This is a genomic window from Shinella sp. G-2, from assembly GCF_050172695.1.
In the GTDB taxonomy this organism is placed as follows: domain Bacteria; phylum Pseudomonadota; class Alphaproteobacteria; order Rhizobiales; family Rhizobiaceae; genus Shinella.
The window spans coordinates 26,215-39,645 of sequence record NZ_JBBEYH010000002.1 but is presented as its reverse complement, the minus strand read 5'-3'; the positions used below and the strand labels follow the sequence as shown (position 1 = coordinate 39,645).

Below are 13,431 nucleotides of genomic sequence, written 5' to 3'. Positions count from 1 at the left end.
GCAGCTTCGCCCCGAAAGGTGAGACGGCGCGCAATGCGACTGTGGAAAAGCGGAAAAAATCATCGATAAAAAGACGGGAATTTTTGACCTCGCGACATCAGGGAATAGTCACGGGCGGTGAACTGTGATCCGTGGATAAAGTGATTCCCTGTCGCAGCGTCAGAGCGCGTCGAGATTGACCCCAACGGTGATGGCGCCGATCACCGCGCCGGTCCTGGGGTCGTGGATCGGCAGGCTGGCCTGCGACTGCATGAGCAGGGTGGACTCGTCCCGTCCCGCCTCGTCGATGTGAATCCGGTCGGTTTGCACGCTCTTTTGCCATTTCGCCTCGTCGCCCTGCCAGTAGTCGGAGGTGACGTCGCTCTGGCCGACATTGAGGCCGCGATTGTCCATGACGAAGATTTCGGTGATCAGCCCGCCGGCGGCGCGTTGCCGGTCCTTGAGGTGGAGCGAGAGGGGATTGGACAGAAGCGTATCGACCAGCGGCCGCTCGGCCTTGCCGAGCTCGTCGCGCCAGCGCCGGTCGAGCGCGTTGATCTCCTTCTGGTCGAGACCGGCATGGACGGCATTCTGCGCCAGGATGGCGTTGACGATGGCCGGATCCTCGATCCACGGCCGGACATTGGCCTCGACATAGTCGGAAACCGCAGTGGTGCGGATGTCCCATTGCGCGGCTGCGGGGCCGGAGAGAAGCGCAAGGCCAAGTGCAATGGCCGCGAATGCCCGCCCTTCCTGTCGCATCGACTGTTCTTTCCTCCCGCCGGATGGCTAAAATAAGCACTATCTTTTGCAGGAATTGCGGAAAGATTAAGCCGGCGGGCACGCTTGACGCATCCGCCGGCTTTTCAGGAAAAATCGTCAAATCAATGGGTTGCGGCGCAACCCTGGCATGATCTGGAAGGGGCGTCCGACAGCTTAGCCGCGCGTGCCCTTGGCGATCGGCTCCTGATAGGTGAAGCCCATGTCCCAGGGGAAATAGATCCAGGTGTCCTGGCTGACCTCGGTGACGAAAGTGTCGACCAGCGGGCGGCCCTTCGGCTTGGCGTAGACGGCGGCGAAATGCGCCTTCGGCAGCATGGCGCGAACCTGTGCGGCCGTCTTGCCGGTGTCGGTGAGATCGTCGACGATGAGGATGCCTTCGCCTTCATGCTGGGTCAGCTCGGGCGAGATGCCCTTGAGGACATGCATGTCGCCCTGCGAGACATAGTCGTGATAGGAGGCGACGCAGACCGTCTCGATGAGGCGGATGTTGAGCTCGCGCGAGATGACGGCCGCCGGCACGAGGCCGCCGCGCGTGATGCAGACGATGGCCTTCCATTCGCGGTCGCCATCCGCCAGCCGCCAGGCGAGCGCGCGGGCATCGCGATGGAACTGGTCCCAGGATACGGGGAAGGCTTTGTCGGGCAGCGACATGACGGGCTCCTGATAGGCGGAAAAAGAGGATTCGTTCTCTCTAATCCAGATCGCCGGTCAAGGAAATCCTCGAATATCGGGCGATCCACAGGCAAGTCGGGAGCGGGCGGGGCGCGGGCGCTCCGGAAATCCCGCATTGTTTTCGCTCTCCGCCATCCCTACCTGCCCGGAAACGATTGACGGGAGACGGCCATGAGCGAGACCGGCGCCAGCACGCGCGCCTTCACCATCGAAGCGGGATTGCGCGCCGCCCATCGCCGGATTGCCGCGGCCGGCTATTGGGAGGCCTTTTCCCGCAAGCTGCGCTATCCGCTGGGGCCGGAGGCGAAGGCGCTCGCCCTGCTGGAGCGGGTCCTGAGGCCCGAACAGGCCGTGAGCGCCATTGCGCCGGACGGCCGTTTCCTCGGCGTCGCCGGCTTCAAGACGCCGGAAGGGGCTTTTCTGGATGGTGGCCTGCGGGAGATGGCGGAGACCTATGGCTGGTTCAGCGGCCTTGTGCGCGGGCTCCTGCTGCAGGTGCTGGACCGCCCGTGCGACGCGGGCACGCTCCTGATGGACGGCATCTTCGTGCGGCCGGAGGCGCGCAGCCTCGGCGTCGGCTCGGCTCTTCTCGATGCGGTGGAAGATGTTGCGGTCACGCGCGGGCTGCAAAGGATCCGCCTCGACGTGATCGATGAAAATCCCCGTGCCCGCGCGCTCTATGCCCGGCGTGGCTTCGAGGCCATGGCCACCGTCTCGTCGGGATTGTTGAAGCCGGTCTTTGGCTTCCGCTCGGCGACGACGATGATCAAGGCCGTCGCCTGAGCGAAGGGCAGGGTCAGCGCGACATCAGCGTCGGCACGCGCGCGCCGCGCATCATGGCGCTGGTGACGCCGCCGAAGAGGCGCTGGCGCAGCCGCGAGTGGCTGTAGGCGCCCATGACGATGAGCCCGGCATCGATCTCGCTTGCGCGGTGGTTGAGCGCATCGGCCACCGAATGGCCCTGCGAGGCGCCGGAGGCGACGGTCGTCTTGACGCCATGGCGGGCGAGCGTGGCAGCAAGCTCGGCGCCGCAGAAATCGCGCGACTGCATGGCGGTTTCCGGCGGATCGATGGTGAAGATCTCGACCTCCTTGGCGCCCATCAGGAAGGGCAGGGCGTCGAAGGCAGCGCGCGCCGCCTCCCGCGAGCCGTTCCAGGCGAGCAGCACCCGCTCGATCGGCTCGGGGCCGGCGGGCGCGTTGGAAACGAGATAGACCGGCCGGCCGCTCTCATAGAGCAGGTCTTCGATATCCTCGCGCGCCGGGCCGTCGAGATCGGGATCGAACTGGCCGGCAAGCACGATGTCGGCGCCGCGGGCGCTGTCGATGACACCCGCCGAGGCATAACCGGCGGTGCCGGTGAAAAGCCGCCATTCATAGGAAATGTCGTCGCGCTCACAGCGCGAACGGAAGGCCTGCTCGACTGCGCGCGACTGGCGCTGGGCGCGCTCCTGGAGGTCCAGCACGGCATTGGGATCGGGATATTCCATCGGCGCGATCAGCGTGACCACGACCGGGGCCTCCGCATGGATGCCGATGACATGGCCGCCCGTCTCGCGTGCGAGCGCAAGCGCATGGTCCGTCACCTTGCCGGCGTCCTCGGCGGCGCTCAGCACCGCCACGATGGTCTTGTAGGTCATTTCGGCCTCCTGTCCTGGGTCAACATGAAACCTGCGCCCGCCGCGGGGCCGAGACCTTGATCCGGATCAAGAAGCGGCCTTGGCCGCGGCGATTTCGGCGATCATCGCCAGTATATCACGTTCGGCCGCTTCCGCCGGGGCTTCCGTTCGGCTGCGGATGACGATTTCCGTCGAGAAGCGGTTTTCGGAAAAGCGCGGATAGGAGCCGATGCTGGTGTCCGGGTGATTCTTCTGGATCTCGGCGAGCGCGCTGCCGATATCGCCTTCGCCAAAGGGCGAGGCGACCGAGCGCGACAGCATGGGCTTGCCGCCCGCAAGCTTCGGCACCACGGTGCTCAGCATGGCGGTGAAGACCTGCGGCACGCCGGCCATGACATAGACATTGCCGATGTTGAAGCCCGGCGCCGTCGAGACGGCATTTTCGATATGCACCGCGCCCTCGGGCATGCGGGCCATGCGCTGGCGCGCCTCGTTGAATTCGACGCCGCGCTTCTCGTACATCGCGCCGAGCAGCTGCATGGCGAGCGGATCGTGCAGGCAGGGCACGCCGAAGGCCCTGGAGATCGCATCCGCCGTGATGTCGTCATGGGTCGGGCCGATGCCGCCGGAGGTGAAGACATAGGTGTAGCGCGCCCGAAGCGCATTCAGCGCCTCCACGATGGCCTCCTCCTCGTCGCCGACGATGCGCACCTCCTTGAGGTCGATGCCGGCGAGAAAGAGCACATCCGCGAGCTGGCCGATATTCTTGTCCTTGGTGCGCCCGGAAAGAAGCTCGTCGCCAATGGCGAGCATGGCGGCGGTGGCAACGGCAGTGGAACTCATGGGCGCTCTCTGAGGTCGGGATCGAAATGCGGACCGGGGCGGGCGGCATTGTCAATGGCGGGTGAACAGTCTGTCGACCGCGCAGCTTCGTGCCGCGGCCATATCGAAGTGCTACATCCAACGCGACGCCGCAATCAAGCGGAAAGCCCTTCGCAACAGGAGACGACGATGGCGAAAGTTCTGGTTCTTTACTACTCGGCCTACGGCCACATCGAGGCGATGGCCTATGCCGCGGCAGAAGGCGCCAAGTCGGCCGGTGCCGACGTCACCGTCAAGCGCGTGCCCGAACTCGTGCCGGAAGAGGTCGCCAAGGCGTCCTACTACAAGATGGACCAGAAGGCCGAAGTCGCCACGGTCGAGGAACTCGCCGACTACGACGCCATCATCGTCGGCGCCGGCACGCGCTTCGGCACGGTCGCCTCGCAGATGCGCAATTTCTGGGACCAGACGGGCGGCCTGTGGGCGCAGGGCAAGCTGGTCGGCAAGGTCGGCTCGGTCTTCACCTCCTCCGCCACCCAGCACGGCGGCCAGGAATCGACCATTCTCGGCTTCATCCCCACGCTCCTGCATCACGGCCTCGTCGTCGTCGGTCTTCCCTATGCCTTCCAGGGCCAGATGGGTGTGGACGAGATCAAGGGCGGCTCGCCCTACGGCGCCTCCACCATCACCGATGGCGACGGCTCGCGTCAGCCGTCCGCGGTCGAACTGGACGCCGCCCGCTTCCAGGGCGCTCATGTCGCCAAGATCGCGGCAAAGCTTTCGGCCTGACGTTCTCCTGAAACGTCGCTGAAGAAGAGGGTGCGGCCAGCGTCAGGGGCCGCACCCTTTTTGTTTGCGCACCCTCTTGAGGCATCTGCCGCGAGGCTGTGCGAATCGCCTATGGTCGGGCTTTCCGGGCAAGGAGCGGCCGCCATGGATCCATCCGACTTCAGGGGTGCCAAGATCGCGCTTATCTGCGAGGGCCGGCTGATCGCCTATCAGCGCGACGAAAAGCCTGAAATCCCCTTTCCCGGCATGTGGGACCTTCCGGGCGGCGGCCGGGAAGAGGACGAAACGCCCGCCGAATGCGCCATCCGCGAGACCCGCGAGGAATTCGGCATTTCCATCGATCCGTCGTCCATCGTCTGGGAGCGCTACTACCCGGCCAAGATCCCCGGCGCGCCCGGCACCTATTTCCATGTCGCGCATCTGGCGGAGGGTTTTGGAGACATCGTCTTCGGCGAGGAAGGCCAGCGCTTCGAGATCATGTCGCTTCAGCAGTTCCTCGCGCACCCGCTGGTGGTCGACAACCTGAAGGACCGGCTGCGGCACTATCTTGCGGAAACGGAATGAGCTGGGAGCGGCTGGTGCGGGCGGCGGGGATCGAACCCGCACAGCCAAGGCCGAGAGATTTTAAGTCTCTTGCGTCTACCAGTTTCGCCACGCCCGCATGGTTTTTGTTTCAATCACTTGGCCGGAAACGTCAAGGGGACGCGGGGCATTCCATTGGTTTTGCAAGGCATCCTGTTAGGACGGGTCCTCCTGCAACGCCTGGGGCGCTGCGGTAGAATAGGGGGCGGAGGACTGCGATGTTCGAGGAATTGAAGGTTCTGCCGCAACTCCTGCTCAGCAGGGGATATCTTGCGGGCGTGCTTCTGGATATCGCCGCCTATCACGCGACGAAATGGATCGGCGCACGCATCTTCGCCCTGCTGAGCCCCTATGGCTTCGACGTCTATGACCGCTCGGTCTACGCGGCGCTCGCGCTTTTCGTCTTTTCGCTGAATTTCGGATCGCAGGCCGAGCGCGTCGAAGCGGTGATGGTGCCGGGGCCGGAGGGGGCGACGCGCAACAAGGCCCACGACGGGGCGAGGCTTGCGCTCTGGCTGCAGACCACCCATCTCGCCGCGCTCCTCATGATCGCGTCGCTGTTTCCAGGCCCGGTGCATTTCATCATGTTCATGGCTTGTACGACATCCATGCTCGCCCTCGGCGGTTTTCAGAGCCTTGCGGAGCGATGGCTGGAAGAGGGCGAGCGCCGCCCGCTCTTCAAGGCGGACTGGCAGACCATGTTCCTGCCCTCGGCGATGCTCGCCTTCCTTTATTACGGGGATTACCTGATCGATCCCAAGGATTTGCTGTGGTTCGACCCGCTCACCGCGCTATCCTTTGTCTTCGCGCCCGTGATGTTCACCCATGCCTTCCACAGAATGCGGGGGACCATGGCGGCCTGATTGATCTCGCCGTTTTCCGCACGGCAGCCGCATGAAACGGAGTTCCATGTCTTTCGTCTCTCGTACCGCGCTCCTGGCGCTCGTCCTTGCCGCGCCCGCCGGCGCCCTTGCTGAGGACGTCAAAACCTTTGAAGCCGCCGATGGCGCCTACAGTTTCCAGTATCCTGACAATTTCGCGCTGAGCCACATGTTCGCGGATGTAACCGGCGACGTCACCGGCGTCACCGCCTCCAGCATGGACAATGGCGACGTGCTCATCACCTTCCTCGGCCCGCGCGATCCCGGCGCCATCGCCGACGTGAGCGAGCAGAACCGTGAGGCCATCGTCGCGGAATTCGTCGGCGCCATCGCCGTCCTGCCGTCCATCAAGCTCAAGTCGTCGGCGATGACCACCATGCTCGGCCAGCCGGCCGTCGATATGGTCTTCACCAACAAGCGGTTCAAAACCGTCGCGATCAACCGCTACGTTTTCACCGTGCACGACGGCAAGGCCTATAATTTCGAATGTATCTATCGTGAGGACAAGGCGGCGCAATTCGGGTCCGCCTGCGATCTCGCCGTCTCAAGCGTGCATCTGCGGGATTGAGGCGCGGCCGGCGCTGAATATCGGCAAGGGACGGGACGCTGTCAGTTCACCCGCGTCATCGGCGGTATGGCCCGGTCCGTCACCGGGCACCCGTCCTCGATCTTCGTCCAGGAGGAGACGTTGAGCTTCATCTCGCAGCGCGCGAGATAGCTACCGCCGTCGACACGGAGGCAGGATGTCTGTCCCAGCTCGAAGAGGACGCCGCGGTTGCGGCATTTGCAGTTGTGGGCATCCGCCAGGGTGGGGACCAGGGCGACGATCAGACCTGTGATCAGGTTGGCAACACGCATTCCAGGACGCATGGCTAGGCTCCCGAAAGAAGCCGTCAGAATACGCCTCTCCGGCGGTCTCGTCAAAAATGTGGGGGAACGTTCGGCGGACGGCGCCCGACCGGACACGTCAGGGCCGGAAAGAATGGCGGCGCATCCTCCCGGATGCGCCGCCTCCGTGTTTGCCGATCAGCCCGAGATCGCGTTGAACACGTAGTAGAACAGCGCCGAAATCGCGGCTGCCGAGGGCAGGGTGACGATCCAGGCGATGACGATGTTGCCGGCAATGCCCCAGCGCACGGCCGAGACGCGGCGCGCGGCGCCGACGCCGATGATGGCGCCGGTAATCGTGTGCGTGGTCGAGACCGGGATGCCGAGCCAGGTGGCGCCGAACAGGGTGAGGGCGCCGCCGGTTTCCGCGCAGAAACCCTGCATCGGGTTGAGGCGGGTGATCTTGGAGCCCATCGTGTGCACGATGCGCCAGCCGCCCATCAGCGTGCCGAGCGCCATGGCGGCCTGGCAGGTGATGACGACCCAGAAGGGCACGTAGAACTCGCCGCCGAGATAGCCCTGCGAATAGAGCAGCACGGCGATGATGCCCATCGTCTTCTGCGCGTCGTTGCCGCCATGGCCGAGCGAATAGAGCGAGGCCGAGATGAACTGCATGACGCGGAAGGTGCGGTCGACGGCAAAGGGCGTCTGGCGCACGAAGATCCAGGATACGATCAGGACGAGGATCAGCGCCAGGAAGAAGCCGATGGCCGGCGACAGGAAGATGGCGCTCGCCGTCTTGATGAGGCCGCTCCAGACGACCGCGTCGAAGCCGGTCTTGGCAAGGCCCGCGCCGACGAGACCGCCGATGAGGGCGTGCGAGGAGCTCGACGGAATGCCGAAGATCCAGGTGACGACGTTCCAGATGATCGCGCCCATCAGCGCCGCGAAGATGACGAGCGGGCTGACGATGGCGGGATCGATGATGCCCTTGCCGAGCGTTTCGGCGACATGCAGGCCGAAGAACAGGAAGGCGATGAAGTTGAAGAACGCCGCCCACATCACCGCATATTGCGGACGCAGGACGCGCGTGGAGACGATCGTGGCGATGGAATTCGCGGCATCGTGCAGGCCGTTCAGGAAGTCGAACAGCAGCGCGATGCCGACGAGGCCGATCAGCAGCGGAAAGGCGAGGGTGGCGTCCATCAGACGTTCTCGATCACGATACCGCTGATTTCATTGGCGACGTCCTCGAAGCGGTCGACGACCTTCTCGAGTTCCCCGTAGATCTCGCTGCCGATGATATAGGCCATCGGATCGGTGGTGCGGAACTGGCGGAAGAGGTCCTTCAGGCCCCGGTCGTGCAGCTCGTCCGAGCGGCCCTCGACGCGGGTGACTTCCTCGGCGATGGCGCTGAGGCGGCCGGCATGCACGCCGACCTTGTCGAGCAGCGGAATGGCTTCGGCGATGAGATGGGCGGCCTTGACGACGGCTTCGCCCATTTCCTGCATGCCGGGCTGGAAGCTCGTCTGCTCGTAGAGGCGGATGGTCTTGACCGTCTTGTGCATCATGTCGATGGCATCGTCCATCGACTGGATCAGGTCCTTGATGTCGCCGCGGTCGAACGGGGTGATGAAGCTGCGGCGGACGGCGAGCAGAACCTCGCGCGTGATGTCGTCGGCCTGGTCTTCCAGTTCGACGATGCGGTCGCAGTGCTTTTCGAGATCCGGACCGCCGGCAAGCGCCGCACGGAGGGATTCTGCAGCGCCGACGACGGTGCGGGAATGCTGCTGGAAGAGATCGAAGAACCGGTCTTCACGCGGCATGAGTTTGCGAAACAGCGAAAGCATGGATGCCCCTTACGTGGCTGGGGTTGTCATGCGGCTGTCATAATTGAGCGGGAAGGCGCTGGAAAGCACTGATTCGCCGCTTGTCACAATTCTCTTTGCCCGCGGTAAACGGCCCGACCAGGGCTTCAAGGGCGGGCAAGGTCCTTGGCGAGCTCCACCTTTTCGAGCGGCGTGTCGAGGATCGGGTCATGCCGTATGCCGCGCCAGATCTCGCGGTAGCCGCGGTGCCGGTAGAGCCGGAACGCCCGCGCGTTGGCCGCCGCGACCTGGAGGCGCGCCTGCCCATGGCCGCGCTCCGCGATCTCGCGTTCCAGCGCCGCAAGAAGCGCCGAGCCGACGCCGCGCCCCTCGAAGGCGGGTGAAACCCAGATGTCGCTGATCGTGTCGTCGGCGTGTTCGCAGGCGCCGAAACCGGCAGGTTCCTCCCCGTCGGTTGCGACGAGGATGCGCGGTCCCATCGCTTTCAGGAAGGGCAGAAAGGGATTTTCGGCGGTGACCCGCGCCACCACGCTTTCGGGCACCAGCGGCTGGATGCCCCTTCGCCAGGCGGCAAGGCCGATCGCGGCCAGCGCCTTGAGATCGGCAGGCGTTGCCGCGCGGATGCCGATCACGGCACGATCTTGAACGGCTGCTGGCTGATGGCGACGGCGCCGCTCGCCGTATCGCGGAAGCGGTAGCGCAGCACATAGTCGCCGGCGGGCGGGCTGGTGAGGTTCAGCGTCAGCTTGGCGAAGACCTCCTGGTTGCGCACGCTGCCCTTGAAGTCGAAGGAGCCGAAGGCCTTCTGCTCGGCAAGCTTCGTGCCCTTGGGGTCCGTGAGTTCGAGATCGACGGTGAAATGGGATTCCAGGCTGCCGCCATCGGCGGGGCGCCAGGTAAGGCCGACGGGCTCGACATAGGAGATCAGCGCTTCGCCCGCCTTGAAGTTGGTGTCCTTGCGCGCGGCATACATGCCGTAGCCTTCCGGCGGGGCGGAAACGAAGACGGCCTTGCCGATGGAGAAGGGCAGCGTCGCGGCGAAGGCGCCATAGGCGTCGCGGATCGTGTTGTGCGCGCCGACCGTATCGCCGGCGGCGGCCTGTTCCTCCGCCTTCTTGGCGGCTTCGACCAGCGGGCCGGCAAAGCCGGATGCCGGGACGAGCGCCGACGCGAGCGCGGCCACAAAGGTCATACGCAACAGGGACTTCGGCACCAACATGCAGTCTTCCTCCAGCCAGGAGGCGGCAGGATGCGGACAAGCGTGACAACAGTCAAGAACGCCGCTCAGTTCTTCCAGAACAGCGGCGTCAGGATCACCAGCACGGTGAGGATTTCCAGACGCCCGAGCAGCATGAGGAAGGAGAGGATATAGAGCGCGGCGTCATGGAAGCCGGCGAAGGTGCCGGCCGGGCCGATCGCCTCCGTGACGCCGGGGCCGACATTGGACAGCGAGGTCGCGGCGGCCGAGATCGCCGTCAGCACGTCGTAGCCCATCAGGCCGAGCAGGATCGCCCCCATGGCGGAAATCGCCACATAGGTGATGAAGAACAGGAAGACGCTGCGCTGGAGATCGGCATCGACCGTCATCGGCCCGTAGCGCACGGCGTGGATGCCGTCGGGATAGATGAGGCGGTAGAGGCCGGTGCGGATGAAGTTGAAGAGGATGATCAGGCGATAGGCCTTGAGGCCACCGGCCGTCGAGCCCGAACAGCCGCCCATGAAGGTGGCGACGAAGGCGAGCGCCACGATGAAGTGGCCCCATTGCGTATAGTCGTCACTGGCAAAGCCGGTCGTGGAAAGGATGGAGGAGACGGTGAAGAAGGAATGGGCGAGCGCGGTGTGGAAGTCGACGCCGTTCTGCAGTCGCTGGAAGATGCTGGCCGCGACGGAAAACAGCACGAGATAGCCGAGGAAGACGCGGATCTGCGGATCGCGCCAGGCATCGACGCGGCCGCGCACGACGATGAGGATGAGCACGGAGAAGGGCAGGCTGCTCAGCGTCATGAAGAAGGTGCCGGCCCACAGCAGCGGCAGGCTCTTGTAGTAGCCGAAGGAGGCGTCGTGCGTCGAAAGCCCGCCGGTGGCGACCGTCGACATGGCATGGTTCAGCGCGTCGAAACGGTTCATGCCGAGCGCGGCATAGGTGACGGCGCAGATGAGGGTGATCGATACATAGATGGCGAGGAAGGCGCGGGTGTAGCTCGCGATGCGGGCGAAGGGCTTGTCGGCGGTGTCGGACGATTCGAGCTTGAAGAAGGACATGCCGCCGACCCGCAGATACGGCATGATGAAGAGGCCGAGCGCGAGAATCCCGACGCCGCCGAGCCAGTGCAGCAGCGAGCGCCACATCAGGATGCCGGGCGGGGCGTGGTCGAGGCCGACGATGACGGTGGAACCCGTCGTGCTGATCGCCGAAACCGATTCGAAGAAGGCCTGCGCGAAGGTGAGCTTCATCGAGGACAGCCACAGCGGGATCGCGCCGATGATGGTCGCGCTCAGCCACAGCATGTTGACGACGAGAAAGCCCATGCGCTTGTTGAACGGCGGCGGGCCGGAGCGCGTGGCGGCGGCGGTGGCGAGCGAAAGGCCGCCGGTGAAGAAGGCCGAGAGGAAGAAGACTTCCGAGTCCGGGTGCCCGTAATAGACGTCGATGAACGCCGGGATGAGCATGGCCAACGACAGATAGATGCCGCTGATGGCGGCGATGTTGATGGCGGACCGGAAAATCGTGGCGTTCAAGGAAAGTCGTCCTGCATGCCGGCTGGGCTCAAGGGGTGGTCTCGAAGGGCCGCGGCCAGGACGGGCGGTGTCCGTCGCTGCGATGTGCAGCAGTTTGTTTTTCGCATCGTTTTTGCCGAAAACCGCTGCTCACGTTCCGGTACGATGCTATAGCCGTTGCATTGTCCAAACTCAAGGATGGCATCGAACGGCATGAAACCGGACGTCGACGCAGCCTGCGACGCATTGCGCGGGCTCTTTCCCGAAACACCGCTCCAGCTCAACGAACACCTTTCCGCCCGCTACGGCGCGGAAATCTACCTGAAGCGGGAAGACCTCTCGCCGGTGCGCTCCTACAAGATTCGCGGCGCCTTCAACTTCTTCCGCAAGGTTCTTGCAAGACCCGATGGCGCGCGCAGCTTCGTCTGCGCCTCGGCCGGCAACCACGCGCAGGGTTTTGCCTTCGTCTGCCGCCATTTCGGCGTGCCGGGCGTGGTCTTCATGCCGGTGACGACGCCGCAGCAGAAGATCGACAAGACGCGCATCTTCGGCGGCGAGTTCGTCACCATCAAGCTGGTCGGCGACTTCTTCGACCAGTGCTACAAGGCCGCCCGCGACCATGCGGAGGCGACCGGCGCGCTGATGGTGCCGCCCTTCGACCATGAGGACATCATCGAGGGGCAGGCGACCGTGGCGGCGGAAATCGTCGCCCAGCTCGACGGCAAGCTGCCCGATCTCGTGGCCCTGCCGGTCGGCGGCGGCGGCCTTGCCACCGGCGTGACGGGCTATCTCGAAGGCCTGATCGGCCCGTCGAGCTTCCTGTTCTGCGAACCTGCCGGCGCGCCGAGCCTGAAGCGCAGCCTCGAAAGCGGCGCGGTGGTGACGCTCGACCAGGTCGACAATTTCGTAGACGGCGCGGCGGTCGGGCAGATCGGCGCGCTGAACTTCGCCGCGCTCAGCCGCTTTTCGGCGGACCAGGTGATGCTGCTTTCGGAAAACGCGATCTGCGTGACGATGATCGACATGCTGAATGTCGAGGGCGTGGTGCTGGAGCCGGCGGGCGCGCTGTCGCTGACGGCGCTGGATGCGCTCGGCCGCGAGGCGCTGGAAGGCAAGACGGTCGTCGCCGTCGTCTCCGGCGGCAATTTCGATTTCGAGCGCCTGCCCGACGTCAAGGAGCGCGCCATGCGCCATGCGGGCCTGAAGAAATACTTCATCCTGCGCCTTGCCCAGCGCCCCGGCGCGCTGCGCGATTTCCTCAACATGCTCGGCCCGGACGACGACATCGCCCGCTTCGAATATCTGAAGAAGTCCGCCCGCAACTTCGGCTCCATCCTCATCGGCATCGAAACCAGGGCGCCGGAGAATTTCACCGCGCTGAAGAAGGCCTTCGATGCGGCGGGCATGCGTTACCAGGACATCACCGAGAACGAGATTCTCTCCAATCTCATCATCTGATCCAACCGGAGGCCCGCTCCTCATCCAGCTGCCGGCCGCGTCTTGCCTCTCTCGGCAGGCGCGGTGCGGGAAGGCGGAAGAGGGGCGGTCCGCCTCTTCTATCCACAGCCGATCCCCTTGGACGGCATGCAAGCCTGTGCTAGCAATCGGCCATGGCATCGTTCTTTTCAAAACTCTTCGGTCGCGGCGGCGGCTCGGCAACTCCGGCGAAGATCGCCGAGGAAACCGAGGCCTATAACGACCTTCTCCTCGTCGCCGCGCCCATTCCCGAGGGCGGCCAGCACCGGCTTGCCGGGCGCATCGAGAAGCGGGACGGCGACCGCGTGATGGTGCGCACCTTCATCCGCGCCGATCTCTTCGCCTCGCGGGACGACACGGTCGCCTCGACCTTCCGCAAGGCAAGGCAGATCGCCGACCAGCACGGCGCGTCGCTCTTCGCCGATGGCGTCGACAGCCGTCAGGTCTGAGCGGA

The 13,431-nt window shown here is 64.8% G+C and carries 17 protein-coding genes and 1 tRNA gene; 7 read left to right on the top strand and 11 right to left on the bottom strand.

Annotated features, from left to right (window positions below; genetic code table 11):
• Nucleotides 1–159 precede the first annotated feature (159 nt).
• Complete coding sequence (locus V8U06_RS04050; protein ID WP_427139626.1) at nucleotides 160–741, bottom strand: hypothetical protein; 582 nt, start codon at nucleotides 739–741, stop codon at nucleotides 160–162.
• A gap of 174 nt (nucleotides 742–915) precedes the next feature.
• Nucleotides 916–1,413 (bottom strand): xanthine phosphoribosyltransferase, encoded by a 498-nt coding sequence (gpt, locus tag V8U06_RS04045; RefSeq protein ID WP_226919347.1) that lies wholly within the window; start codon nucleotides 1,411–1,413, stop codon nucleotides 916–918.
• 192 nt (nucleotides 1,414–1,605) lie between these two features.
• Here gpt and V8U06_RS04040 point away from each other — a divergent pair, with 192 nt between their 5' ends.
• Entirely contained in the window at nucleotides 1,606–2,217 is a 612-nt protein-coding gene (locus tag V8U06_RS04040; RefSeq protein WP_427139625.1) for a GNAT family N-acetyltransferase, read from the top strand.
• A 13-nt stretch (nucleotides 2,218–2,230) separates the two neighbouring features.
• On the opposite strand, the gene V8U06_RS04035 is transcribed toward V8U06_RS04040, so the two are convergent.
• Together V8U06_RS04035 and V8U06_RS04030 are read right to left on the bottom strand one after the other, a co-directional pair.
• Nucleotides 2,231–3,073 (bottom strand): universal stress protein, encoded by an 843-nt coding sequence (locus tag V8U06_RS04035; protein ID WP_427139624.1) that lies wholly within the window; start codon nucleotides 3,071–3,073, stop codon nucleotides 2,231–2,233.
• A gap of 66 nt (nucleotides 3,074–3,139) precedes the next feature.
• A complete protein-coding gene (locus V8U06_RS04030; protein WP_427139623.1) occupies nucleotides 3,140–3,895 on the bottom strand; it encodes a competence/damage-inducible protein A in 756 nt (251 codons plus the stop codon).
• A gap of 168 nt (nucleotides 3,896–4,063) precedes the next feature.
• Here V8U06_RS04030 and wrbA point away from each other — a divergent pair, with 168 nt between their 5' ends.
• Together wrbA and V8U06_RS04020 are read left to right on the top strand one after the other, a co-directional pair.
• The gene (gene wrbA / locus V8U06_RS04025; protein WP_226919343.1) at nucleotides 4,064–4,663 is read left to right on the top strand and encodes an NAD(P)H:quinone oxidoreductase type IV; all 600 of its coding nucleotides are present in this window, start codon (nucleotides 4,064–4,066) and stop codon (nucleotides 4,661–4,663) included.
• Between the two features lie 144 nt (nucleotides 4,664–4,807).
• The gene (locus V8U06_RS04020; protein WP_427139622.1) at nucleotides 4,808–5,227 is read left to right on the top strand and encodes an NUDIX domain-containing protein; all 420 of its coding nucleotides are present in this window, start codon (nucleotides 4,808–4,810) and stop codon (nucleotides 5,225–5,227) included.
• 12 nt (nucleotides 5,228–5,239) lie between these two features.
• Here V8U06_RS04020 and V8U06_RS04015 read toward each other — a convergent pair.
• A tRNA-Leu gene (locus tag V8U06_RS04015) sits at nucleotides 5,240–5,324 on the bottom strand.
• Nucleotides 5,325–5,463: 139 nt separating this feature from the next.
• Between V8U06_RS04015 and V8U06_RS04010 the strand changes: the two genes are divergently transcribed.
• Both V8U06_RS04010 and V8U06_RS04005 read left to right on the top strand, forming a co-directional pair.
• The gene (locus tag V8U06_RS04010; RefSeq protein WP_427139621.1) at nucleotides 5,464–6,108 is read left to right on the top strand and encodes a hypothetical protein; all 645 of its coding nucleotides are present in this window, start codon (nucleotides 5,464–5,466) and stop codon (nucleotides 6,106–6,108) included.
• A 46-nt stretch (nucleotides 6,109–6,154) separates the two neighbouring features.
• On the top strand, nucleotides 6,155–6,694 hold the full coding sequence (locus tag V8U06_RS04005; protein ID WP_427139620.1) for a hypothetical protein: 540 nt from the start codon (nucleotides 6,155–6,157) through the stop codon (nucleotides 6,692–6,694).
• 41 nt (nucleotides 6,695–6,735) lie between these two features.
• Here the strand turns inward: V8U06_RS04005 and V8U06_RS04000 are convergent, their stop codons facing one another.
• From V8U06_RS04000 to V8U06_RS03975, 6 genes are all read right to left on the bottom strand, one after another.
• Nucleotides 6,736–6,996 carry a hypothetical protein gene (locus V8U06_RS04000; RefSeq protein WP_427139619.1) on the bottom strand — a complete coding sequence of 87 codons (261 nt, stop codon included), beginning with the start codon at nucleotides 6,994–6,996 and terminating at the stop codon, nucleotides 6,736–6,738.
• A 156-nt stretch (nucleotides 6,997–7,152) separates the two neighbouring features.
• Nucleotides 7,153–8,160 (bottom strand): inorganic phosphate transporter, encoded by a 1,008-nt coding sequence (locus V8U06_RS03995; protein ID WP_427139618.1) that lies wholly within the window; start codon nucleotides 8,158–8,160, stop codon nucleotides 7,153–7,155.
• Nucleotides 8,160–8,804: a DUF47 domain-containing protein gene (locus tag V8U06_RS03990; RefSeq protein WP_427139617.1), complete on the bottom strand. Its 645-nt coding sequence runs from the start codon at nucleotides 8,802–8,804 to the stop codon at nucleotides 8,160–8,162. Before V8U06_RS03990 ends, V8U06_RS03995 begins: the two co-directional genes overlap by 1 nt.
• Nucleotides 8,805–8,929: 125 nt before the next feature.
• A complete protein-coding gene (locus V8U06_RS03985; RefSeq protein ID WP_427139616.1) occupies nucleotides 8,930–9,415 on the bottom strand; it encodes an N-acetyltransferase family protein in 486 nt (161 codons plus the stop codon).
• Nucleotides 9,412–9,975 (bottom strand): hypothetical protein, encoded by a 564-nt coding sequence (locus V8U06_RS03980; protein ID WP_427139977.1) that lies wholly within the window; start codon nucleotides 9,973–9,975, stop codon nucleotides 9,412–9,414. Before V8U06_RS03980 ends, V8U06_RS03985 begins: the two co-directional genes overlap by 4 nt.
• A 92-nt stretch (nucleotides 9,976–10,067) precedes the next feature.
• A complete protein-coding gene (locus V8U06_RS03975; protein ID WP_226919332.1) occupies nucleotides 10,068–11,522 on the bottom strand; it encodes a TrkH family potassium uptake protein in 1,455 nt (484 codons plus the stop codon).
• 192 nt (nucleotides 11,523–11,714) lie between these two features.
• On the opposite strand from V8U06_RS03975, the gene ilvA reads away from it, so the two are divergent.
• Together ilvA and V8U06_RS03965 are read left to right on the top strand one after the other, a co-directional pair.
• Nucleotides 11,715–12,959, top strand: a complete 1,245-nt coding sequence (gene ilvA / locus V8U06_RS03970) for a threonine ammonia-lyase (RefSeq protein ID WP_427139615.1) — start codon at nucleotides 11,715–11,717, stop codon at nucleotides 12,957–12,959.
• A gap of 152 nt (nucleotides 12,960–13,111) precedes the next feature.
• A complete protein-coding gene (locus tag V8U06_RS03965; RefSeq protein ID WP_226919330.1) occupies nucleotides 13,112–13,426 on the top strand; it encodes an HlyU family transcriptional regulator in 315 nt (104 codons plus the stop codon).
• Nucleotides 13,427–13,431: the final 5 nt, after the last annotated feature.